This is a genomic window from Ruegeria sp. C10 (assembly GCF_056537805.1).
The window spans coordinates 1,060,265-1,082,249 of the sequence record NZ_JBQFSC010000001.1 but is presented as its reverse complement, the minus strand read 5'-3'; the positions used below and the strand labels follow the sequence as shown (position 1 = coordinate 1,082,249).

The 21,985-nt window shown below is 55.7% G+C and carries 19 protein-coding genes; 8 read left to right on the top strand and 11 right to left on the bottom strand.

All coding sequences use genetic code 11. The features are described 5' to 3' along the window. The first annotated feature begins 2 nt into the window (after positions 1 to 2). From ACR0DE_RS05035 to ACR0DE_RS05025, 3 genes are read left to right on the top strand one after another with little or no spacing between them, the layout of a single operon-like run. Positions 3 to 1,517: a tripartite tricarboxylate transporter permease gene (locus ACR0DE_RS05035; RefSeq protein WP_480752224.1), complete on the top strand. Its 1,515-nt coding sequence runs from the start codon at positions 3 to 5 to the stop codon at positions 1,515 to 1,517. Beyond that, the gene (locus tag ACR0DE_RS05030) at positions 1,510 to 2,625 is read left to right on the top strand and encodes a lyase family protein (protein WP_480752222.1); all 1,116 of its coding nucleotides are present in this window, start codon (positions 1,510 to 1,512) and stop codon (positions 2,623 to 2,625) included. The genes ACR0DE_RS05035 and ACR0DE_RS05030 overlap by 8 nt, the downstream gene beginning before the upstream one ends. A 56-nt stretch (positions 2,626 to 2,681) precedes the next feature. Further along, positions 2,682 to 3,563 carry an SDR family oxidoreductase gene (locus ACR0DE_RS05025; RefSeq protein WP_480752219.1) on the top strand — a complete coding sequence of 294 codons (882 nt, stop codon included), beginning with the start codon at positions 2,682 to 2,684 and terminating at the stop codon, positions 3,561 to 3,563. On the opposite strand, the gene ACR0DE_RS05020 is transcribed toward ACR0DE_RS05025, so the two are convergent. Continuing rightward, positions 3,560 to 4,198: a substrate-binding domain-containing protein gene (locus ACR0DE_RS05020; protein ID WP_480752215.1), complete on the bottom strand. Its 639-nt coding sequence runs from the start codon at positions 4,196 to 4,198 to the stop codon at positions 3,560 to 3,562. The two genes, ACR0DE_RS05025 and ACR0DE_RS05020, sit on opposite strands and share 4 nt — an antisense overlap. 3 nt (positions 4,199 to 4,201) lie before the next feature. Further along, a complete protein-coding gene (locus ACR0DE_RS05015; RefSeq protein WP_480752212.1) occupies positions 4,202 to 4,450 on the bottom strand; it encodes a LysR family transcriptional regulator in 249 nt (82 codons plus the stop codon). A gap of 104 nt (positions 4,451 to 4,554) precedes the next feature. Between ACR0DE_RS05015 and ACR0DE_RS05010 the strand changes: the two genes are divergently transcribed. Further along, the gene (locus ACR0DE_RS05010; protein ID WP_480752210.1) at positions 4,555 to 4,791 is read left to right on the top strand and encodes a chlorhexidine efflux transporter; all 237 of its coding nucleotides are present in this window, start codon (positions 4,555 to 4,557) and stop codon (positions 4,789 to 4,791) included. A gap of 58 nt (positions 4,792 to 4,849) precedes the next feature. On the opposite strand, the gene ACR0DE_RS05005 is transcribed toward ACR0DE_RS05010, so the two are convergent. Then, the gene (locus ACR0DE_RS05005; protein ID WP_480752208.1) at positions 4,850 to 5,884 is read right to left on the bottom strand and encodes a hypothetical protein; all 1,035 of its coding nucleotides are present in this window, start codon (positions 5,882 to 5,884) and stop codon (positions 4,850 to 4,852) included. A 671-nt stretch (positions 5,885 to 6,555) separates the two neighbouring features. Here ACR0DE_RS05005 and ACR0DE_RS05000 point away from each other — a divergent pair. Next, entirely contained in the window at positions 6,556 to 9,648 is a 3,093-nt protein-coding gene (locus ACR0DE_RS05000) for a hypothetical protein (RefSeq protein ID WP_480752206.1), read from the top strand. A gap of 226 nt (positions 9,649 to 9,874) precedes the next feature. Here ACR0DE_RS05000 and tcuB read toward each other — a convergent pair whose 3' ends face one another. From tcuB to ACR0DE_RS04985, 3 genes are read right to left on the bottom strand one after another with little or no spacing between them, the layout of a single operon-like run. Further along, positions 9,875 to 10,945, bottom strand: coding sequence for a tricarballylate utilization 4Fe-4S protein TcuB (tcuB, locus tag ACR0DE_RS04995; protein WP_480752204.1), 1,071 nt, complete (start codon positions 10,943 to 10,945; stop codon positions 9,875 to 9,877). Beyond that, positions 10,935 to 12,329: an FAD-dependent tricarballylate dehydrogenase TcuA gene (tcuA, locus tag ACR0DE_RS04990; protein WP_480752202.1), complete on the bottom strand. Its 1,395-nt coding sequence runs from the start codon at positions 12,327 to 12,329 to the stop codon at positions 10,935 to 10,937. The genes tcuB and tcuA overlap by 11 nt, the downstream gene beginning before the upstream one ends. Before the next feature lie 11 nt (positions 12,330 to 12,340). After that, the gene (locus ACR0DE_RS04985) at positions 12,341 to 13,021 is read right to left on the bottom strand and encodes a GntR family transcriptional regulator (protein ID WP_170392730.1); all 681 of its coding nucleotides are present in this window, start codon (positions 13,019 to 13,021) and stop codon (positions 12,341 to 12,343) included. 78 nt (positions 13,022 to 13,099) lie between these two features. On the opposite strand from ACR0DE_RS04985, the gene ACR0DE_RS04980 reads away from it, so the two are divergent. Further along, positions 13,100 to 14,164, top strand: coding sequence for an AbrB family transcriptional regulator (locus ACR0DE_RS04980; RefSeq protein WP_170424977.1), 1,065 nt, complete (start codon positions 13,100 to 13,102; stop codon positions 14,162 to 14,164). On the opposite strand, the gene ACR0DE_RS04975 is transcribed toward ACR0DE_RS04980, so the two are convergent. From ACR0DE_RS04975 to ACR0DE_RS04955, 5 genes are all read right to left on the bottom strand, one after another. Continuing rightward, the gene (locus ACR0DE_RS04975) at positions 14,133 to 15,113 is read right to left on the bottom strand and encodes a D-2-hydroxyacid dehydrogenase family protein (protein WP_480752199.1); all 981 of its coding nucleotides are present in this window, start codon (positions 15,111 to 15,113) and stop codon (positions 14,133 to 14,135) included. The two genes, ACR0DE_RS04980 and ACR0DE_RS04975, sit on opposite strands and share 32 nt — an antisense overlap. Beyond that, positions 15,110 to 15,346 (bottom strand): hypothetical protein, encoded by a 237-nt coding sequence (locus tag ACR0DE_RS04970; RefSeq protein ID WP_170391780.1) that lies wholly within the window; start codon positions 15,344 to 15,346, stop codon positions 15,110 to 15,112. The genes ACR0DE_RS04975 and ACR0DE_RS04970 overlap by 4 nt, the downstream gene beginning before the upstream one ends. A gap of 51 nt (positions 15,347 to 15,397) precedes the next feature. Next, complete coding sequence (locus ACR0DE_RS04965; RefSeq protein ID WP_480562554.1) at positions 15,398 to 16,486, bottom strand: 4-oxalomesaconate tautomerase; 1,089 nt, start codon at positions 16,484 to 16,486, stop codon at positions 15,398 to 15,400. 92 nt (positions 16,487 to 16,578) lie between these two features. Beyond that, entirely contained in the window at positions 16,579 to 18,609 is a 2,031-nt protein-coding gene (locus ACR0DE_RS04960; protein WP_480752195.1) for a tripartite tricarboxylate transporter permease, read from the bottom strand. A 79-nt stretch (positions 18,610 to 18,688) separates the two neighbouring features. Then, positions 18,689 to 19,777, bottom strand: coding sequence for a type 2 periplasmic-binding domain-containing protein (locus ACR0DE_RS04955; RefSeq protein WP_170402506.1), 1,089 nt, complete (start codon positions 19,775 to 19,777; stop codon positions 18,689 to 18,691). A gap of 139 nt (positions 19,778 to 19,916) precedes the next feature. Here ACR0DE_RS04955 and ACR0DE_RS04950 point away from each other — a divergent pair, with 139 nt between their 5' ends. Further along, positions 19,917 to 20,585 (top strand): response regulator transcription factor, encoded by a 669-nt coding sequence (locus ACR0DE_RS04950; RefSeq protein WP_170736999.1) that lies wholly within the window; start codon positions 19,917 to 19,919, stop codon positions 20,583 to 20,585. Beyond that, entirely contained in the window at positions 20,582 to 21,949 is a 1,368-nt protein-coding gene (locus ACR0DE_RS04945) for a sensor histidine kinase (protein ID WP_480752192.1), read from the top strand. The genes ACR0DE_RS04950 and ACR0DE_RS04945 overlap by 4 nt, the downstream gene beginning before the upstream one ends. Positions 21,950 to 21,985 lie beyond the last annotated feature (36 nt).

Below are 21,985 nucleotides of genomic sequence, written 5' to 3'. Positions count from 1 at the left end.
TCATGGAGATCTTTCCTGCACTTCTGTCGGTGGTGACTGACCCTACATTGCTCTTTGCCATCGTACTTGCAGCGGCGGTTGGGATGGTGGTTGGTGCGACACCTGGCCTGACTGCCTCTGCGGCTATCGCGATGTTGCTTCCAATCACCTTTTATATGTCGCCGATCTTTGCGTTGGCATTTCTGTATGTGATCGGCAAGTCCGGTCGGTACGGCGGCTCGATCGCAGCAATCCTGTTCAACACACCCGGAACAGCGGCCAGTGCAGCGACTCAGATCGATGGCTATCCGTTGGCACGAGCGGGCAAAGCAGGAAAAGCTATGAAAGTGGCGACAATCTCGTCCGTCATCGGCGACCTGATGGGGGATGTCCTGCTGGTCATCGGTGTAGGTTTCATTGCGGCCGTCGCACTGAAACTCGGCCCGCCTGAGACTTTCGCCATCTACTTTGCCGCTTTTGTCGTAATCGGTTCTGTCATTGGCAATTCCATCTTCAAGGGTCTGGCATCGGCCTTGATGGGCATTCTGATCGCCATGGTCGGGCTGGACCCGATTTCAAGCGAAGAGCGCTATACATTCGGATCGTTCGATCTATCCAATGGCATCGGCTTGGTACCCCTGATGATAGGTGTTTTTGTATTGGGCGAAGTATTCGCGCAGCTAGAATCCCGCCGCAAGGCTACCGGAGAGACCAAAGAGAATGAAACCACAGCGGATGGCAACAGTCTGACCTGGGCGGAATACAAACCCTGTCTTCCGCACGCATTGCGTGGTGGGTTCATCGGCGCAGGCATCGGAGTATTGCCCGGCCTTGGATCGGCGATCGCGGCGTTCATCTCTTATGGAGAAGGCAAACGCCGCGCAAACAACTCCGAGATGTGGGGCAAGGGGGCACTAGAAGGCGTTGCCGCACCTGAGGCTGCCAATAATGCTGTGTCCGGTCCATCAATGGCTCCATTGCTGACGCTGGGCATTCCAGGTTCGACCATCGGGGCAATATTGCTGGGCGTTTTCCTGATCCACGGCATTCAGGTTGGTCCGACCTTATTCCTGACGGATAAGGAGCTGGTGTACAAACTTTTTGCATGCGGCATGCTGGGTATTCTGGCTTATGGCTTGATCGGTTACTTCGGCGCCACACGAGTTGCCCGCCTGATCCTGAAGATTCCGACCAATGTGCTGTATCCACTGATCTTCCTAACCGCGTTTGTGGCGGCCTATTCAGCCCGTGGATCGATGTTTGACGTAACCGTCATGACCGTAGCGGGGTTCGCCGGCTGGCTGATGCGGAAATACGACTTCAACGTTGCAGCGTTCGTAATTTCCTTCGTGCTGGCTAAGGGTGCCGAGGAAACCTTTCGCCAATCCCTACTGATGTCCGAAGGCGGCGCACTGATATTTGTCGAACGCCCCATAGCTCTTGCGTTCATCATCGTCGGCTTTGCTGCCATGGCGTTCCGAATCCGAGGTATCGTCAAAGAACGCCGCATCTCTCGTGGAGGGCTCGAAGATGCTTGAATACAGTATCTACCGAGATTGCTTTTCCAGCGCCGATATGCGGTCGATCTGGTCTGAGCACGCCACGATATCCGCCTGGCTTAAGGTCGAACAGGTTCTTGCGGCGCATCAAGCTGCGGCTGCTCTAATCCCGATTGAGGCTGCTGAAGCAATTGAGGAGATTTCGATCTGCGATCTGAACCATGAGGAATTGCGGAAAGAGATGATGTTTGTTGGCCGCCCCATCGTAGGACTGGCCAAACAGTTGCGCCAACTATTGCCAGAACACTCGGCCCAAGTGCACTATCGTACGACCACGCAGGATGTGATGGACACGGCGTTGGCGATGCAGATGAAACTGGGGCTTGAGCAAATACAAAGCACCCTCGGCGATGTCATGGCTGCGATCGCTCATCATATTTCCGCCCATCCAGACACAATGATGATGGGAAGAACCAATGGTCAGCATGCTGTGCCCATTCGCCTTGCGACGAAGCTTGAAGTCTGGCGATCTGAACTGGGTCGGCGGTCTGAGGCACTTCAAGAGGCGGCAAAACGTGGATTGAATGTTCAGATTGGTGGCCCCGTCGGAGACTTGCGCGAATATGAAAATGGCATTGGTCGCCAGATTAAACAGGATGTTGCTCATTCACTCGGTCTGAACGTCGTCGAACCGCACTGGCAGAACGCTCGTGACGGTATCGCTGACATCGTCACCGCCCTTGGCTCGCTTTGCGGGACGCTGTGCAAAATCGCCCACAACGTCAATCAACTGTCATCATCCGACATCGGTGAATTCGCCGAAGTTCATGAACCTGGCAAAGGATCGTCTTCAGCGATGGCCCACAAACGAAATCAACGCGCATCGGAATTTGGGGAGGCCGTCGCTCGGCTGGGACGCCAACGGGCCGGACAAATAGGTGAACTGACCCATCATGAGCATGAACGATCGGGTGGCGTCTGGATTGGGGAATGGATCGTTGTTCCCGAGGTCTTTCTTTTGACTTCCGGCGCGCTGCATTGGTCGGAACGGATGTTCAAGAGTTTAGTGACCGATACTAACGCGATGGCGCTGCTGGTTTCGTCTTATCGCCCTGTGAATAGTATCTATCATCTAGATAGATCATAACTAAACACATCGCATCCTGAATTGTCGAAGCGTGGCAGAACACAGGAGATGCCACTATGACCAAGAAGATCACAATCATCGGTGCCACAGGCCATTTGGGGCATCGCGTGACCGCGAAACTTGTTGAGAAAGGTGCAGAAGTAACTGCCATCGTGCGTGATCCTGAGGCGGCAAAATCAATGCTTCCCACGCAGGTTCGGCTTATCCAGGGCGACGTGTCGGACTTGGCCAGCCTGAGATCAGCCCTTCACGGCACTGAGACGCTGTACATTACGCTGAATACCGAATCTCTGGACACCACCGCACCATTCCACACAGAGCGGGAAGGCGTAATTAACATTATCGCGGCAGCAAAAGAGGTCGATGTTCAGCACATCATGCAAATTGCAGGGGTCGACTACGCGTATCCGCAGTTTTCGACCGAGGGCATGGCCTATGGCACCAACGCGATACGCACGGGCGGGATCAATGCCATCAAAGCATCTGGCATTCCTTATACTCTTTTCTTTTGCTCCTTCTTTTTGGATTCATTGCCCAAGCTATTGATGGACAATCAATTGGCCGTAATCGGAAATCACATTCATCCAATCTGGTTCACCAATTCCAGCGATCTTGCAGAACTCGTCCACAATGCCATCGGTAACGATGCTGCCAAAAACATGGAATTTGCCGTGCAGGGTCAACAGGCCGTCACGTATACCGAAGCGGCCAAAGAATTTCTCGTTTCTTTCGCCCCGGAGGCGGAGGTGGTTGAGTTACCCATGGATGCTCTTGATGAAATGGGGCTGCCGGAAGAGCAGGCCGTTTTCATCGAACACGTTTTGACGTTTGTGCAACAGTTGCGGGAAGAGCAAGTGGACAGAGAAACCCGTGGGATTCTTGGAGCGCCAAAACACACCATTACCTCATTCGCCGAGGAGCTTCGAAATGAGGCTTAAGTCACGTTGGAATTTTGAATAACGGCTTTTTCAGCGAGCAACTCCTTAAGCCTTACCGTCGCTCGACCTATAGGCCTTTCGAAAGACCAGATCATATCCACCGAGCGTTCGGCGTAGTTCTTGGTCTCGAATTGCAGTGGCAGGATTTTTAACGCTCCGGTCTGAACAAAGACGTCCACCGCGTGCAATGGCAGCGCCGACCACCCTAGGCCGGCCTGCACAAGATCAATGGCTTCCGATGCAGTGCTGACCTGCCAAATAGACGACGATGCCTTAAGGATAGCGCTGTTGGGATTATCGGCTTCCTTCAATAATATCTGACGATGTAGTCGCAATTCTTCCCAAGAGACTGACGACATTTGAGCAAGCGGACCTTCGGGATGGCTGACACACACCAGCCTGAGCGTACCCAATGAGCAAAAGTCTAGTGCCTGGGGGATGCCCTCAGGTTCCAGAATAACCCCCAAATCCACCACACCATCGACGATCAATCGCTGAATCTCAGCGGCAGTAAAGGCACGTATCTCCACATCGACAGAAGGAAATTCTTCACTGAAGCTGCGAATGATCTCTCCCAGATTGGCCAGTTTGGTGTGCGGCGCCATGACGAGGGTAACGCGGTTTTCCAATGTCATGGACTAGGCATCTGCGACCGCTAGAAAACGGCTGCGCCGTTCCAACAGAATTTCGGCCGGCGAGATCAACGCCTCTCCTGCTTTGGTAAGCGAGGGATATCTTAAGCTGCGATCGAAAAGCTCGACATCCAGATTGGCGACCAAAGTGCTGATCACCGATTGTGCTTTGTTGCGTTTTCTGGCTGCGGCGGAAAAGGAACCTTCGTTATGGGTAGTAACGAACGCCGCCAACTGCTCGAATGACGCGCGCATCAGAACCCTCTTTCCATCTATCTATTATCAGTATGGTAGGCAGCTTTATGGATCGCAACAACAGTCCGTTACTTGCCCAACGATATGAATTGAGGAGAACTTTCATGAGCTTTGCCGGTCGGATTGTGCACGCGGTGTTGTTCGAGATCTTTGCGCTTATAAGTATTGCCCTAATACTTCCGCTACTCACACATATCGACGCGCAGAAATCATTGATGCTTGGGGTGTTCTTCTCCTTGGCAGCGATGCTTTGGAACGTTGTCTTTAATATCACGTTTGATTGGTCGCATTTCAAACTGGTCAACCAGTCCAATTCGTCTGTTTCGAGTTATCGCAACTGACCAGTGATTACGCCCAATGCGTATGCCTTTATGCTGATGATGGGATTCTCATAATCCGCTAAAGGAACAGATATGGGGAACCTTTGGGCCAGTGATCTTCAATCCTGGTCCGTTGAGCGTCGTCAAAGTTCAGGTGTGCGACCTGAGCATTTGTGAACTCTTCTCGCATGGCATGGATTAATCCTGCGGGTTTTATGGCATCGGGAATCTCTGCCGCCTTTTCAACATGGGGCTCGACTGCTGTTTCGCCCAATTTGATCGCGGGCCCGAGCAGTGCGAATGCAGGATTGATCGACAGTGCTGCAATCGCACCAATGAATTCAGCGATGCCCGCGCCCCATTTCAATCTGACTGGTATTTTGGTGGCTGCAACAGCCTTTGCGTAGGCCTTAACCAGCGTCTCCATGCGCTCGCGCGCCTCTTGTTTGCTGGTTCCTCTCAAAGCTTCGACCGATGTCCAGGCACGCAAGGCGTTGCGGTGTTCCTGCACCTCAGGCATTGCGCAAAGATCAAGCGCGGCCTTGATCTGGTCTTGATGAGAGCGGGTCTTGCCCTCAGCAGTTTCGTGATGAGGAACCAGGAATTCCCAACCAAACGCGCGCAGCAAAGGTTCCTGCTCTGGAGTGTCATCAAGGAAAGCCTGAGGGCCATCATAGGCCGGGATAACTGCGACCTCGGTGAGAGGTATTCCCTTGATCAGCGCCCGGTTCCGTTTGGCATCCACGAAATCCTGAAGAACCCGACGGGTTAGGTGAAACGCAGGCGCATCGAAATCCTCTTCCTTTTGCGCTGCTTCGAATCCGGGCTGTTGCTGAAGATCGGCCACATCCATTTCGGCGTCCGTAGCGATCTTTCGTTTTTTCCACTCCATGTGGTGCGCGTTGTCCCAGGAAACCTCCATCAAAAGATCTCTGGGAATCCAGCTTAGTATCTTGTCCTGGCGCTCCGGGTTCCATTTTGCAGGCCAGGTCGCTCCTTGCGGTGGCCGGGGGATCACCAGTGTCTCGAAAAGCACCAACTCGGCGACGAAAGCGCTCGGTCGAAGGTGATCGCGCACTGACATGGTGCCCCAAAGCTGCGACGAATTGTTCATGGCATTTCTCCTGCAATCGTCTTGCAGATCAGGTTACCATCTTTGTGCTCCAACCCAAGATGGTTGCTTGGGTATGCCCAAACAGAGCTGATGTAGCTTATGCAACAGGAATGCGGAAAACTCATCTCGCCGCGCTCGCAATTCCGCGCCACCATTTCCAATAGCGCCCAAAATGCCAAGCGTTGTCGCGAACGACTGGTCAGGCAATGCAGCGGTGCGATAGGACGGTATTTCCCGAAAATCCGGTCGCACCATTCTAGGCCATCAATGTGAATGTCCGCGTAGAGGATATTCATGGCTTCCTAGTCTGATGACCCTCTTCTTCAGCAACACAGTGATTACATCCGCAATGGCGTTACTAATTCGATGCCAGTTGTACGGCGCTAACCGTTACATACCTACAGCTACAGCTCCGCCTTGACCGAGAGCCTCGGGTGAGCGGCGATAGCAAAACAAAGGTGATCGCGCCTTCCGGCTTAGCTGGCAGATTTTTGCGGGAATCGGCAATAAATGCTACGATAGCTTTGTTGGCAGGATCGCCGCTGGGTCTCTCCGGCCATCGCGCTTCGTTATTCTTTTTTATTACAACAAGTTCTTTTTTTCTGCCGTTCGGCCGGGCGATCCGGGGCTTCTTGCCCAGCGTTTTAGAATGATTTTGAACGGAGGCAGACATGCCCGAAACAGTATTTGAACGCGCGCCAGACGGCGCGATCATTGGACTTCAGCATCATGGCGACCCTCTTGGAGGGCGTTCTACAGGAACCAGTGCGCTGGATGTGGCGCAGGCTTATGCCGCCGAAGTGGCGGGGCTTTACCGGATAAAGCCTGATTTTCTTGACAGGCTCGGCGAGAGTGTTTCAGGCAAGTATAATCGCGAGGAGGGCAGCAAGCTGCGGCTGGAAGAAGCCAAGGCAGTACAGTCCTTTCTGGTCTACACATTTCGTCAGACACATCACGGCATCCCGGTCTGGGAACGCGGTCTGACACTGCGCATGGCCGGCCCAGACAATGTGGTCACCGGTTCGTCCTCAAGTGTTGCTGCCGATATCGAACTCAGCAACGCCCCTACTCCGCCTGCTGGCCGCGACAAACAAGCTGGCACGGTTCTGCGCGAAGCTGTGAAAGGGGCCAAGTTCACAAAATTCAAGGTTAATGACACCCGGGACTTTGTCTATCGCTACGACGCAGAACATCGCCTGCCACACAAAGAACCGGGCGAGATCGAAGGGGCCGAGTTAACCCCGCTGCCAGAGATTGGTCGTGTACCAAAGGGCATCAAGGACGGCGAATGGCGTTTCGTAAGCCTTGTGCATTTTGGCTGCAAAATTCCCGACTACGGAGAGCTGAACTGGCGAGCATTGGTCGATTGGGAGACCGGCGCGGTGCTTTACATCCGGCCATTGGTGGGGTGTGTTTCGGGCTACGTCTTCACAGATGACCCGATATCACTTTCAGGAGATTCAGAGCTTGATCCGACGGCCCCGGTTGCGCTTTTGGATGCGCAACGCGAACTGGTGGCGCTGGAACGGTTGATATTACCGGGCGGTGGCGCACCGGTGGAACTAAGCGGCGAATTGGTGGCGGTACGGGATCTTGACACACCGAACATCGCCCCACCGACTGAAAACGCCGGTGCCGCATCGATCTTTGATTATCCCGCCGACAGCGACGATTTCGCGGCGGTCTGTGCGTACTACAACCATGATTTCCTGTATCGCTTCGTCCAGTCTTTGGGCTTCGATCTGCCCAGCTATTTCGACGGGGTGACCTTCCCGGTGGATGTTGATCACCGCTGGTTCAATCCCATTGCAGGACCGGTGAATGCTCAGGCGCCAGGCAATGCCATAGGCAATGGTGTGCTACGCTTTCGTTATGCGCTTGCGGCAAATGGCTCCACAGTCGGCATGGCCACAGACTCGCGCGTATCGGCGCATGAATTCGGGCACGCGGTGCTATGGGATCATCTCAATTGGCCCAATTTCGGCTTTTGTCATGGCTTTGGTGACGCGCTGGCGGCAATACTTTACGATCCTCAAGGTATTGCGCCGGATCGTTTCCGTACCTTCCCCTTCAGCAACCTAATCACCCGGCGATGGGATCGGTCGGTCGCCTCGGGTTGGGGCTGGGGTGGCACGATGGACGTGGGCGGATATCGGTCGACCGAGATCAATGCCACTACTTTGGGCCGAATCTATCGATCTCTCGGAGGTGATTCCACAGAACTGGACGACAGGCTGCATGCCAGCCGCTACACGATCTATCTGATCCTGCAGGCGGTGCCGCTTTTGGCCGGGATCGTGCCCAACACAGTCGAAGGTTTTTCCCGCGCCTTGCAGGAATCAGACGAGAACACTGCTCAATTCGACGGTGCAGCCGGAGGCTGGGCACACAAAGTGGTACGCTGGGGCTTTGAGAAGCAGGCGCTCTACAACGGATCCCCGCCTGATGTTGACGTCTTCATTGATGACGGACGACAGGGTGAATACCCTTGGCACCAACCGGGCAACAATGCTCCCAGCATCTGGAATCGGCACCGTCCTGACGGCGGCACCGACCACGAGACTCCGCGCCGCTGCGTCGAGAATTATCTGTATGTCCGGATCGGCAATCGCGGCAACTACCCAGCCCAATCAGTGACTTTGTCATTAGCCCGCGCGACCGAAGGCAAGGGCACCACATGGCCGGATGACTGGGATCCGCTGATCGTAGGCGAACCTATCGGCCAATCAGTGCATTGTGGCGACGAAGTGATCGTCGGCCCGATCCCATGGTGCCCCGAGGACCTGTGCGAGGAATACATTCTTGCCAGCGTGGATACGCCAGAAGACCGCAGCAATGTCGAGACGATCGCAGGCAGTCTGCCTGTCGATCGACTGGCACTTGGTGACAACAACGTCGCCCTTCGCCGAATGGAGGTGAACCGCGCCGAAGATGACACCCCTTGCTGCGAGGAGGAAGAACCGAAGATGACCTATCGTTACGCTGTCAAGTTCGTCTGCGGCTGTTCCAAGGGCCGCATTTTGTCCCAGGGCCGCTATCACACAGCAATCAACATCGGAAACGGCAGCGGAGATGCTGTGCGTTTTCGTAAACGGGTGTCGTCGGCCTTGCCAAACGAAAAACCGGGTAATGTCTCGGCCAGAACGAAGAATAAACTCGGTCCCTGGGAATCGATGGAGATCGATTGCGAGGATGTGGCACGACACCTGCGGGTGGCCGAATGCTGTTTCCTGAAAGGGTTTGTCTTTATCGACAGCGAAACACCGCTGGACGTGGTCGCGGTCTACACCGCCGCCCATGGTGAAGGCGAAGTGGAAACCATCGATGTCGAACCAGTCGTGCCTCGGCTGATCAAAAAGGTACCGCCCCCGCCACCGCCACCTCCGCCGCCGCCTCCACCCGAGGACAAACCGGACCTGATCCCGGTGCAGCCCTTCCCTCCCGGCCCGCCACCCTTCCCGGCTTGGTATTGTGAGGAGCCGCGCAAGTTGAGGATCATCGTGCGTAACATTGGTGCAGGGGCTGCCGGGCCTTCGACCACGCGGGTCGATTTCTTCCAGAGCGGCGTGGTGGTCGATCTGCCGACACCGGCACTGGGGCCAAACGGGGATGAGACCACACTATCGCTCGAATTCCCGGACGAGGTCAAAGGTGGCGAGCAGATCCCCTTCAAGATCACCGTCAATGCCAATCCGGCCGATGGTGTGACGGAGACAGACACCACCAACAACAGCGACTCTTCCTCCTGCGGCCTGGCCAGCTAAAGCAAACTGGGAGTGGCCCGGGCCATTATCGGCCCGGGCTGCGCGATCTAGAGGTGCTGGTCGCAAGGCTGCATCATGATCGTGATTGCGCTCTACGTACGGGAGGGCAATTTGCTTCAACGACACCAAGGTGGGACCGCCCTGTCTGATCCCAAAGTCAGACCTCAAGCTGCGATTTAAGTTTACTTTTTCACCGTTTCCCAAGGAGCGACAGGGTCGCCGCAGCCTAGTAACTATCTCTTTTCCGTTGCGCATCTTTGATAAGAGCAGCAAGCCGATAGAAACCGTGGGCCATCTTGGTGTAGGGCGTTAGCAGGAAGAATGTCAGGACCGATCCAAGATGAATAGCAAGCAACGCGGGCATCAAAGCCGTTGATCCGAAAGCGTAAAGAGCAAGTCCGCTAAAACCGACGAATCCCAGCAACAGGATGAAACCGATATCGCCGCCCCATGCCGAAGCATCACCGAGATTGCGATCGGACCTTTGCTTGAGAATTGCCATGGCGCAGCAACCCACTGTCAACAACACACCGCCGGAGATTCCGAATAGTTTGGGCAAAGACCAGAACCCGTACGGCGCATGCATTCCAAAGCCATAATGCATAACCGTTGCAATCGAGGTCGACGCGAAGCAAAGCAGGAAGCCATACATGATCGCGTGGTGAATATGACGTCGCGCCTGACTGAACCGGTCTTCTTCTTCAAAATTACAGCCTTCACCATGACCTGCGGCAAGATCCTGCATTTTACCCGCTCGTTTGAAGGCGGCCAGCAGGTCCGCCATTTTGATGGGTTTTCCCCCCACCTCGGCCCAATAGCGCCTTAGGCTGATGGCAATGCTAAAGAGTGGCAGCAAGAATGCCGGAGCAAAAATCGCAACCATCGCATTATGCGACAGAACGGCATAAAACCCGTCCCCTCCGCTAGAACCTATCGCGCGAATTGCCCAGAACAACAGGGCAAATCCGACCACAAGTGCCAGCGCAATCGCCCCGCCCTGGGTGTGAAATCGGCGCGCCAGCGGCTGCGGCCATGCGAAGCTTTCCCAGCTGTCCCTCCGTACCTCGGCCAGAGCCTTCGGCAAATTCAGGTCGAACTCGTGCGGGGCTGTGTACTGGCAGGCGTAGTAGCAGCCGCGGCAGTTGTGGCACAGGTTGGCCAGTTGCGTGATGTCCCCATCCGAGAACGCGCGTTCCGCATGAAGCGACGGAAAGACCGAACAATAGCCCTCGCAATAGCGGCAGGCGTTGCAAATTTCAGCCTGACGGCGGGCTTCCTGTATCAATTCAGTTTGCATAAGCGGCGGCCTCACGTCCTGCGATGCGTCCAAAGACGGTTCCGATGGTCATGCCGAAACCGGCTAGATAGCCTTGCCCAAGGATCGAGCCCGCCATGGTTTCGCCAGCCGCCCACATGTTTTTGATCTTGCCGTCGGCGCTCGAACATTGCGCGGCATCGTCGACTTTGAGGCCCAAATAGGTGAAGGTTACGCCCGTACGCAGCGAATAACCGTAAAATGGCGGCTCGGTGATCGGACGCGCCCAGTTGGTCTTGGGCGGGTTCAAGCCAGATGTTGAAACGCCGTCCAGCTCTGTCGGATGAAAGGCGCTTGTATCTCCGCAGGCGGCGTTGAATTCAGCGATTGTTGCGGTCAACTTTCCGGCAGGCAGGCCCATCATCCCGGCCAGTTCTTCCAACGTATCTGCCTTCAGCGGTGGAAACACCGACGGCATGAACAGATTCAACGAATTGGCGTCGATGATCACATAGCCAACTTGATCTGGTTGGGCTGCCACCAAGCGCCCCCAGATTGCATAGCGCTTGGGCCAGACATCCTCGCCCTCATCGTAGAAGCGCTCGGCATCCTTGTTCACGACGATCGAAAACGGCACACAATCCAGACGGGTGACAATACCACCGTCAAATTTCGGTGCACGCCCATCGATAGCAACGGCGTGGCATTGGGTCGGGTCGCCAACACTCTCGACGCCTTGATCCAGAAGATCAGCCAGGACCACGCCTCGGTTATAAGGAGTGCCTCGGATCAGAAAGTTTTTTGCAGGCTCACCCCATGCACGGGTCAGCCAATCCGTATCGGCCTGAAACCCGCCCGAGGCGACGATGACTGCGTTTGGCATTATCCGGTGGTTTTGACCTTCATAGGTATAGTCGACCCATTCGATCCGATCCCCGTTCAGCTCCAAATGCGTGACGGCGGCTTCATACAAAACATCGATACCCAAACCCGCCGCAGTTCGGTAATAAGCATTCACCAGAGACTTCCCGCCTCCCATAAAAAAGGCATTTGTCCGTGCCAAAGAAAGTGTTCCGGAAAGAGAGGGTTGAAACCTGACACCGTGCTCTTCCATCCATGGCAGGCATTCCTCGGAAGTGCGGATCGCAAGGCGGGCCAGATGCTCGTCAGTTTTGCCACCGGTGACCTTCATCAAGTCCGCGAGATATTCGTCTTCGCTATACTCCTCGATCAACGGGCCCAAAGGGCCACCATGCATGCAGCGAAAATTGCGCGTATGGCGCGAGTTTCCTCCGCGATAGGGTTTTGGCGCGGTTTCCAGTATCAGAACGCGGGCACCGGCTTCGGCGGCGGTCATCGCGGCGCATAAAGCAGCGTTCCCGCCACCGATCACAGCGATATCGTAAGCTTCCTTTTGGGTGGCCATATCCTGTCTACCTAGTGATTTTCGTCGGTTGTCCGATCGCGTTCCTGCAACGCGCGGATACGCATTCGTTGTGCGGCCTGAATATGCCCGCGCATTTCTGTCTCGGCCGCCGCGCCATCACGGGCCTTCAGCGCGGCCATTATACGCCGATGTTCAGCGACTGCCGCTTCTGCCCGATCTCCGTCCAACAATTGCGACGGCCCAAGGATCAGCAGCGCCTTCTGCAAGGACAGCATGGATTTCGCGAGAAATCGGTTCTTGGCTGCATCCAAAAGCGTGGCGTGAAATATCCGGTTGATCCGAGCCGCGTCTGGACCTGTGCCAGCCTCGGCCAATCGATCATTCAAAACATCCAACTCGTCCAATTCGACATCCGACGCCGCACGCGCTGCTAGACGGGCCGCAGTGCCCTCGAGCACTGCGCGCATCTCATAGAGTTCCATCACCTCGGCGTAATCCAGACTGCGGACGGTCGCGCCCTGCCGCGGTACATGCGTGACCAGGCCGTCGGTCTCCAGCTGCCGGATCGCCTCGCGCACCGGTGTTCGGCTGACACCCAACCGTTCAGACAGCTCAATCTCGCGCAGGCGCTCGCCGGGCAGAAGGGTGCCCTCGCGAATCTCATCCAACAAGCGTTGATACGCCGAATTGCCTTGCGGGCCAGGCTGTAAGGGGTCGTCCTGAATGGTCATCGCGTGCTCACTTGTCTTCTTGCGTCCATTTGTATACATTTGGATACATAGTGAGTCAATATTGTCGGAAGCTGCACTTTGCCCACCCAGAACAAAACACCTTCTCTCCTCGCAAAGCGGGCCCTAACACTGGGCTTGGCACTTCTTGGCACAGGGCTATTCTGGGCGTTGGATCTGCCATTGCCTTTTCTGTTCGGCCCGATGAGCGCGTGTCTGATTGCGGCTCTGGCTCATGCGCCAATGGAAGGCTTTGGTCAGGTCTCGATTGCGGCGCGCACCATACTTGGCGTGGCTGTGGGGGCTTCGATTACCCCAGCCCTATTTGCAGAACTGCCTAAGATGGCAGCGTCGATTGCACTGATCCCGTTCTTTATCCTGCTGATCGCGCTGGTCGGAGTGCCATTCTTCCGCAAGGTCTGGGGCTTTGATACCACGACCGCGTTTTACGCGGCCATGCCCGGCGGATTGCAGGATATGATCATCTTCGGGGCCGAGGCTGGCGCTAACCCGCGAACGCTGTCCCTGATCCACGGAACCCGCGTTCTGATTATTGTAACGCTGGCCCCTCTGTTTCTTACGGTGTTTTACGACGCCCAACTCACTAACCCAATCGGAGAACCCGCGCGCAACCTGCCGATACATGAATTGGCGCTGATGGTTCTTGCTGCCTTTGTCGGCTGGAAAGGCGGTGAGCGGATCGGCTTGTTCGGAGCGTCGATTCTAGGGCCAATGATCCTGACGGCTGCGTTGTCACTGGGCGACTTCATTCACACCCGACCGCCTCGCGAGGCCATCCTTGCAGCTCAGTTCTTTATCGGCTGCGGTATCGGCGTGAAATTCGTAGGTGTCACATGGGTCGAACTACGCCGTGTGGTAGCGGCGGGATTCGCCTATGTCATTGTCCTCGCCGTTCTGGCGGCCGCTTTCACTGCCGTTGTCACCACCTTGGGGCTGGGCCAACCGGTCGAGGCATTTTTGGCCTTTGCCCCCGGCGGGCAGGCAGAAATGACAGTTCTGGCCATCGTCTCAGGCGCGGATCTGGGCTTTGTGATCACGCATCATCTGACAAGGATCGTGTTGGTAATCATCGGTGCGCCGATAGCGGCCAACCTTATCCTGCGCTGGTCCAAACCTCGGGGTTGATCATGTGAACCGGAGCGCATGCAGCGTAGGCGTTCACTTGATCGAAAATGTCCGAAAATTGCAGATCGAACTCATCCTCGGTCACAAAGCCGATATGCGGCGTCGCAATCAGATTTGGATGCGAAAGCAAGGGGTCTTTCGGATCATTGAGGGGTTCGGAATCGAAGACATCGATTGCGGCCTTCCCGGGATGACCGGCATTCAGCGCCCCAAGCAATGCCCCTTTTGCAATAAGGCCAGCACGAGATGTATTCACAAACAGTGATCCCGGCTTCATGTGTGCGAAGTCCGACGCAGTAATGATGCCGTTTGTGCCTGGCTTCAGGCGAACATGGATCGAGACAACATCGCTGTTGGCAAAGAAAGCTTCGCGGTTCGCGGCGACCTGAACACCATCTGCCTGCGCCCGAACCCGACCTTCATCTGAGGACCACCAGACTACATTCATTCCAAATGCCTCGGCGTAGCCCGCGACAGCGCGTGCGATACGGCCATAGCCGTACAGTCCCAGCTGCCGCCCTCTCAGCGTCTTGCCAACTCCGGCCTGCCACCGCCCCGCTTTGACCGAGGCCATCTGCGCCGGTAAATCGCGCATCCCGGCCATGATCAGCGCCCAAGTGAGTTCGGCTGCAGCATACGAAGGCGTTCCACCATGCATGTTTGAACACAGCAGAACACCGTTGTCCGAGCATGCCTGCACATCAACGTGCGGATACACGCTGCGCTGACTTATCAATCTCAGGTTCGGCAGCTTTTCGATCAAGTCGCGGGTTACCTTGGTGCGTTCGCGAAACAGAACCAACGCCTCGGCCTCCTGCAACCGTGCCGCCAATTCATCGGTATCCTCGACATGATCTGTCCAGATCTTCACTTCGTGGTCGGATAGCTTTCCAAAACAAGGCAAGCCCTGCAGTGTATCAAACCAATCATCCAGAATGTGAACCTTCATCGACTTTCCACACCTTGCCCGGTGTTCAGTTTTCTTGGCGTCGGCACAAAATGCAGCGTATCGAGTGCTGCAAGCGCATTGCGGACCCGCTCGCTTTGATCCAGCAAATGGTTGAACTGCTCATCGCACCCGGCGATCGGCGTCGGGTATTCCGCAATATCCCGCCGCAGGACCGACTGCGCCAGCCTGAGTTCCTGACGCGCAATATCGAGGCATTCAGAATAATTGTTCATCGTGGCACCCTCATATTGTATACCTTAGTATACATAACGGAGATCCCAGTTTCAACTGCCGCTCCACACAGATCCGGGTATGTAAACATGCCCATCTGCAAGCTTTCGCGCAGTCCGCACCAGACCAGCAGAGTTTACGTTGAAGTCCCCGTCATTCGAGAAGTCCACCAGCACATCAATCTTCCCAGAAGCGTGTTCCAGCACAACTTCAGCCGGGCTTGCCTTAGGTCGGTCCAACAACCCATCAGCGACGGTTCCGGGCGTCAAAGCACAAGACGCCATGCACTGCGCACCCGTAACGGCCATTGTCGGGTGAGTTTTCCATGGCATGAAATACCGAACTGCAAGGGTTCCGCCCTCTTTGGCTGGTGCCAACAGCCCGAATTTGGGGGTTACCGATTTCGATACATCCCCCATACCCATCAGTTCCCCGGCTTCGATCCGAACTGCCTCCATCCGGGCAAAGAAAGAGCGGTTGGCGTCCAGTTCTTCTGCACTTTCATACCCAGTTAGTCCAAAATCGGTGGCGCGGGCCATAGCCATAGGCATCGCGACATCCATACAGGTCAGTTCGACCCCTTGCACCGTATCGCGCAGATTTCCGGTGGGCAGAAATGCACCCGTTGCCGAACCCACAACTCCCATAAAACTCAGTTGTACCGGTGCAGATTGCCCGGGAACTCCGGCAATCTCGGCATCGCCCTCATAGGCCAGTTCACCACCCGGGGTCTGCACTTTGGCAACCACTCGCGCACCCGTATTAACTGCGCGTATCCGGACCACGGTCTCATCGCCTTGAGGCTGAAACAAACCCATTTCAATTGCGGCCGGAGCGACGCCGGAAAGAATGTTTCCGCAAGTTGGCTTGAAGTCGACCAGCTTTTCCTCAACCGAAACCTGCGCGAAGAAATAATCGATATCGGCCCATTCATCATCGCTGACAGATAACATGGCTACCTTGGTCGTCACAGCAGTACCGCCACCGATTCCGTCAATGTTAAACGCCTGCCCGGCCCCTAGGGCAGCGACCAGCACATCAGCCAACGTGTCCATATCCGCGGGCAGGTCAGAGCGACGAAAATAGGGCCCCCGCGAAGTGCCGCCACGCATGAAAATATACGGGATTGCTGTCTGGGTCATCTCGAACCCCTCCTCTACAAACCGTCAAAAACTGTTGTGTTTTCAGCTTTGTCCGACCCGCCTGCTTCGCAGGCCGGACCTCAGTGGAGCATTCATTTCAGTGGCCATGGCAGGCTCACCATGTCTTGCAACAGTCCCGGTGGGAAATCCCGGTTCAGAGCGCCTGCCATGACGCACATGAAACCGATGCCGCAGGCTGTCAGGATCAGCGTCATCTGCCAGCTTGAACCGGCTCGAATGCGGAAGAAGGCAATCAGAAACCCGATCAGGGCTAGGATGAAACCAACAACCCACGTTGCCGCGATAAGACCTGCAAACCACGCCAACGTCGACCAAAGCCCATGCGGAGCGCTCGCATCTTCACCGGCAATTTCCTTATCGGCAAAGATTGCATCACCCTCGGGTCTCCGCATCATCTGGATCAGCAGGATCACGCAGCAGAACAAGGACACACTGCCGATCACCAACGGGATGATCTTGTCGGTCATGTTGTAGTCTGGGATCATGTTGGCGTTGATCAATGCCGAGATTAGGTAGGCCATGATAACCAGCAGGAAGATCAACGGTGCGCGCTTGCTGCCAGACTGGACTTCACCTTCGGCCATGATCATCTTAGCCTGCCGAATTCCTAAAATGACCGAAGCCACGGTGACCAAGATCAGAACAATCACGATCGGGCTGAAGACATACTCCATGCCCTCACCAAAGCTTTTGCGGAACCGGAATGAGGCAATCTGGAACGCCTGATTGGTAAACTTCTCAACCGGGTTCGACAGCACGAACCCAATAAGAAAGGCCGGGCGCGACCAATCGAACCGGCGCAGGAAGATCCCGATCAGGCCGATCACGAACAGCGCCAGAAGGTCTTCGAAGTTCTGACCGGACTGGAAGGCTGCAAAGCTGATCAGCATGAACAGGAAAGGTGCCAGATAGGTGAAGCGGATCGTTGTCAGCTTGGCGATGCCACCGGAAGCCGCGATGCACAGGATGGTGCCCACGACGTTGGCAAGCGCCAAAAGCCAAACGATCGAATAGGTGATGTCGAGATTGTCCTTGAGCATGCTTGGACCGACCTCGATGTCACCAGATCCCAACAGAGCCACTGCACCGATGAAGATCGCCATCGAGCCCGAGCCGGGAATGCCGAACAGTAGCGTAGGCACCAGCCCGCCGCCTTCCTTGGCGTTGTTTGAACTTTCCGGCCCGATGACGCCACGTACTTCGCCCTTGCCGAAGTTGCTTTTATCTTTGGTCGATTGAACCGAATGGCCGTAAGCGATCCAGTCGACGACCGAACCGCCTAGGCCGGGAATGACGCCAACGACCACCCCGATGATCGAGCAGCGAACAGACAGCCAGATATTCGCGGCCCAGTCTTTGACGCCGTCCAGCCAACCCGCCCCCAGCGAAGCCCCTTTGGCAATCGATCGATCCTGCCGCAGCAGCGAGACGATTTCGGGAACGGCAAAGATGCCCAATCCAACGATGACCAGCTTCAAACCATCTGTCAGATACGGAATGTCATAGGTTGCCATACGGAGCGAACCGCCAGCGTCCGCCTCACCAATTGTGCCAACCATCAACCCAAGCCCAGCAGCTGCGACGCCCTTTAAGGGGATGCGCCCAGCCAGAATGGCAACCATGGAAAGGCCGAGGATGGTGATCATCAACATCTCTGGTAGACCAAACGCCAGAACGATGGGCCGCGCGACCAGAATGAACATTGTTAGGAAGGTTGCGCCGACCAAACCGCCAAACAGCGATGAAGCGAACGCGGCAGATAGTGCCCGCGCGGCCTCACCCTTCTTCGCCATTGGGAAGCCGTCTAGGACAGTTGCCTGAGAGGCGGAGCTGCCGGGGATCCCCATAAGAACAGAAGCAAAGGTGTCAGAGGTCGGAACAACGGCGACCATCCCGATCATCAGCGCCAAACCAAGGATTGGGTCCATCCCGAACATGAAAGGAAGCAACAAGGACAAACCGGCAATACCGCCAAGTCCCGGGAAAACACCTACGGCCAGTCCCATAACGACACCGAGAACAAGATACCCCAGTACGATAGGTTGCAGGATCAAACCCCACGCATCATTGAGCGCAGGAAGAGCGGTGGCGAAAACCTCCATAGCGGCCGCCTTTCATATACTGTCTTGTGTTTGAAAAAGCGCGCACCCGACATTGGGGTGCGCGCTGTGGTGTGTGGGCTTAGTTCAGCTCGACACCATAGGCTTCTTTGAGCCAGTTCAGAACGTAGCCTTTGGCATTGTCGTCGACGTTTGTCGCGGTTTGCAGCGCCGCCTTGGAACCGTCGCCCACAAATACCGGGTACTTACCGACGCGTTTGGACGAAATATCAGCAAAGTCGCCGCGCTCGGTCACAGCCTGAAAAGCTGCGGTGTAGGCATCGACCACTTCCTGTGGTGTATCGCCAGGCAGAAAAGCCAACTTCTGAACCGGGAAACCTGCGACAAAGAACGCTTTCCAAGCGTCCCACGCCTCGCCACTGGTTTCACAGCCATCCGTTGCCTCGCAAACCTCTTTGAAGGTTGGAATATCAGGGAAGGTCGGGTCGCGGACGATGTTTCCATCGGCATCCAGCGCCCCCCAGGTCATCATCGGCACAGCCTGACCGGCCTCAACCAGCGGGGCCGATCCACCCAAATAGCCGGATGAGGTCTGATAGTCGATGTTAGCTTCGCCACGTTCGAACATCAGACGACCATCGCCACGGCCTTTGATGCCAAAGACTGGCTCAACGTTCATACCCAGCATTTGCCATGCCAACAGCGGCACGAGATCCAGACGCGTTGCGCCCTGCGAGCCGTAGATGAAGTTCGTGTCTTTCAACGCATTTGCGGAGCCATCAAACTTGGCACCATCTTCTGCGTTCAGATAGGCGACACCACCCGTCCCGGACGCCATAACCGGGATCCAGTCGTTGTATTCATAACGCACGCGCGGATCGCTCAGCAGATAAGGGAATTGAGTTGAACCGGAAGTGCCGAACAACAAGGTTCCATCATCGTGGCTTTGTTCCTGGAACCAGTTTGCGCCTTTGGTCGAACCAGCACCCGGCATGAATTTCACGACCACGGTCGGTTGACCCGGAAGAGCTTCGGACAGAAGCGGCGCAAAGAAGTTGGCCCATTTCGCCGAACCACCCGTTTCCGAGAACGGGATGACCCATTCGATGGTCTTGCCCGAGAAATCAACCTCGGCAGCGGCAGGTGCAGCGATACCGGCGGCGGCGATCAGCCCCACGACGGCGCGACGGGTGAAGTTGGAAATGGTCATTGGTTCCTCCCTGTTGACCAGACAATCACGTCATCGCCCCCGGCGCTACCGTGATCGCAAATAGAACTGTGGGGTTGATTCCCCCTCCCATCTGGCAATCATGGAGCGCCAACCTTGCGCGAAACTTGCAGGAGACCTAATGCGGATCGTCATAGTCGAGGACAATGAGCCACTCGCCAATGCCATTGCTTATCGCCTTCGTGACCGAGGTCATGCGGCGGATATACTGACTGACGGAGATGCGGCCGACCTTTACCTTCAACAAGAAGGCGCGGATTTGATCGTTTTGGATATCAACCTACCCGGCCGGTCAGGGTTGGACATCCTGAGGTCGCTTCGCGAACGTGGTGACAGTGCGCCCGTGATCCTGCTAACAGCGCGCACCGAAACAAGCGACCGGGTGACCGGTTTGGATATGGGCGCAGATGACTATCTGGTCAAACCCTTCGAAATGGACGAGTTAGAAGCACGCGTCCGAGCGCTTTCTCGGCGCAAAGAACTTGACTACGGAGCGCGGGAGAGCATCGGTAGCCTCGAATTCGACCGCGCATCGCGTCAGGTTAGTGTTCAGGGCGAAGTCATGGATATACCACGGCGGGAAATAGCGGTGCTTGAATGCCTGTTGGAGCGTCGGGGCAGAATTGTTCCTAAAAGCCAACTCACAGATTATGTCTATGGCGTTGGGGCCGATGTCGATGACTCAGCTGTTGAACCTCATGTGTCGCGGTTACGAAAACGCCTTCAGCCTCTCGGCATTAAGATCAAGACAGCGCGCGGTCTGGGGTACCTTCTTGAGGTGCAGAAGTGATCAGGCACGGCTCCCTCAGGCTACGACTCTTCATTCTTATCCTGACACCCTTGGTGTTGCTTGCGATCCTTCTTGGGCTTTGGCGCTTTATGATTGCCCAGGAAACGGCTCAGGAGCTGTTCGACGACAGCCTGCTATCTGCCGGTCTTGCAATTTCACGAGATGTCGCGATTTCAGGAGGTGACGCACTTTCGCCCACCACGCGCAGCTTGATCCGCGACGCGTCGGGCGGAGAGATCTTTTATCATGTTACGGGCCCGGGTGGCATCTACGTGACTGGCTATGCATACCCTCCGGCACCCGCGAACCCGTCTGCTCAAGAGGCGAACAGGCCGCAGTTTTTCGAAGCACTCTATCGCGACGAGCCGGTGCGAGTTCTTAAGCTGACAGAACGTGTGACCATAGAAAATCTCATAGGAGATGCGACGGTCACAGTTTGGCAACGTATGGCGGATCGCAACGCGTTTGCAAATGAGCTGTCAATCCGCGCAGGAATTCTCATGGGAATCCTACTTGCCACTCTGGCATTTGTGGTATGGTTCGGAGTTGCTCGCGGGCTGCGGCCCCTCCTGGATTTACAGGACGCAATCGACCTGCGCTCACCAGATGACCTGAGTGAGATCAAACGCGCGGTACCGATCGAGGTTCAAGGTGTCGTGAAAACCTTGAATCGACTCTTTGGACAGGTGGAAAAAAGTATCAATGCCCATCAGGTGTTCATATCCGAAGCGGCACATCAGCTACGTAACCCTGCGGCCGCCGTTCAGTCGATGGCCGAAGCGCTTCGAGATGCGAAAACCGATGAAGACCGCGATAAACGCATCATCGAGCTTGTCGCAGCGGCAAAGAACTCAGCAACAGTCGCTGAACAACTGCTATCACTTGAACGGCTCAGGCAACCGACGCACCAAGATCAAATGGTTGAAATTGATTTCCGCTCGGTTGTCGAAGAAGCCTGCGCAGAAATGGGAGTTCACATTCTTGCAAAAGGCATCGAGTTTGATGTCACGATGCCCGAGACGGCGGTCATAGTATCAGGTGATCAGGTGTTTCTAACTGAAGCTCTAAAGAACCTGTTAGACAATGCTGTTAAGCACGGTGGCGCTAAACTAAGCCGCGTTTCAGTCGTCCTGCGTTCTGACGGCGGAAACGTTAGGCTTACTGTCGCTGATGACGGCGCTGGCCTTTCGCCCGACCAAAGCGAAGCTGCATTTAGTCGGTTCTCCCAGTTGGAATATTCCGAAGGCAGTGGCCTGGGTTTGTCAATCGTCTCTGCGGTGGCGCAGCGCCACGACGGATCAGTCTTAATCAACCAGGTCGAAAGAGGAGCGAGCGTTACGCTTGAGCTTCCGATAATCCTTTGAATTGTTTCGTTTTTGACAAATCCGGCCCCTATCAGG

Bases quoted from the DNA above. Each gene is read 5' to 3' on its own strand.
- ACR0DE_RS05035 (WP_480752224.1), top strand. From the start codon at position 3: ATGGAGATCTTTCCTGCACTTCTGTCGGTGGTGACTGACCCTACATTG.
- ACR0DE_RS05030 (WP_480752222.1), top strand. From the start codon at position 1,510: ATGCTTGAATACAGTATCTACCGAGATTGCTTTTCCAGCGCCGATATG.
- ACR0DE_RS05025 (WP_480752219.1), top strand. From the start codon at position 2,682: ATGACCAAGAAGATCACAATCATCGGTGCCACAGGCCATTTGGGGCAT.
- ACR0DE_RS05020 (WP_480752215.1), bottom strand. From the start codon at position 4,198: ATGACATTGGAAAACCGCGTTACCCTCGTCATGGCGCCGCACACCAAA.
- ACR0DE_RS05015 (WP_480752212.1), bottom strand. From the start codon at position 4,450: ATGCGCGCGTCATTCGAGCAGTTGGCGGCGTTCGTTACTACCCATAAC.
- ACR0DE_RS05010 (WP_480752210.1), top strand. From the start codon at position 4,555: ATGAGCTTTGCCGGTCGGATTGTGCACGCGGTGTTGTTCGAGATCTTT.
- ACR0DE_RS05005 (WP_480752208.1), bottom strand. From the start codon at position 5,884: ATGAACAATTCGTCGCAGCTTTGGGGCACCATGTCAGTGCGCGATCAC.
- ACR0DE_RS05000 (WP_480752206.1), top strand. From the start codon at position 6,556: ATGCCCGAAACAGTATTTGAACGCGCGCCAGACGGCGCGATCATTGGA.
- tcuB (WP_480752204.1), bottom strand. From the start codon at position 10,945: ATGCAAACTGAATTGATACAGGAAGCCCGCCGTCAGGCTGAAATTTGC.
- tcuA (WP_480752202.1), bottom strand. From the start codon at position 12,329: ATGGCCACCCAAAAGGAAGCTTACGATATCGCTGTGATCGGTGGCGGG.
- ACR0DE_RS04985 (WP_170392730.1), bottom strand. From the start codon at position 13,021: ATGACCATTCAGGACGACCCCTTACAGCCTGGCCCGCAAGGCAATTCG.
- ACR0DE_RS04975 (WP_480752199.1), bottom strand. From the start codon at position 15,113: ATGAAGGTTCACATTCTGGATGATTGGTTTGATACACTGCAGGGCTTG.
- ACR0DE_RS04970 (WP_170391780.1), bottom strand. From the start codon at position 15,346: ATGAACAATTATTCTGAATGCCTCGATATTGCGCGTCAGGAACTCAGG.
- ACR0DE_RS04965 (WP_480562554.1), bottom strand. From the start codon at position 16,486: ATGACCCAGACAGCAATCCCGTATATTTTCATGCGTGGCGGCACTTCG.
- ACR0DE_RS04960 (WP_480752195.1), bottom strand. From the start codon at position 18,609: ATGGAGGTTTTCGCCACCGCTCTTCCTGCGCTCAATGATGCGTGGGGT.
- ACR0DE_RS04955 (WP_170402506.1), bottom strand. From the start codon at position 19,777: ATGACCATTTCCAACTTCACCCGTCGCGCCGTCGTGGGGCTGATCGCC.
- ACR0DE_RS04950 (WP_170736999.1), top strand. From the start codon at position 19,917: ATGCGGATCGTCATAGTCGAGGACAATGAGCCACTCGCCAATGCCATT.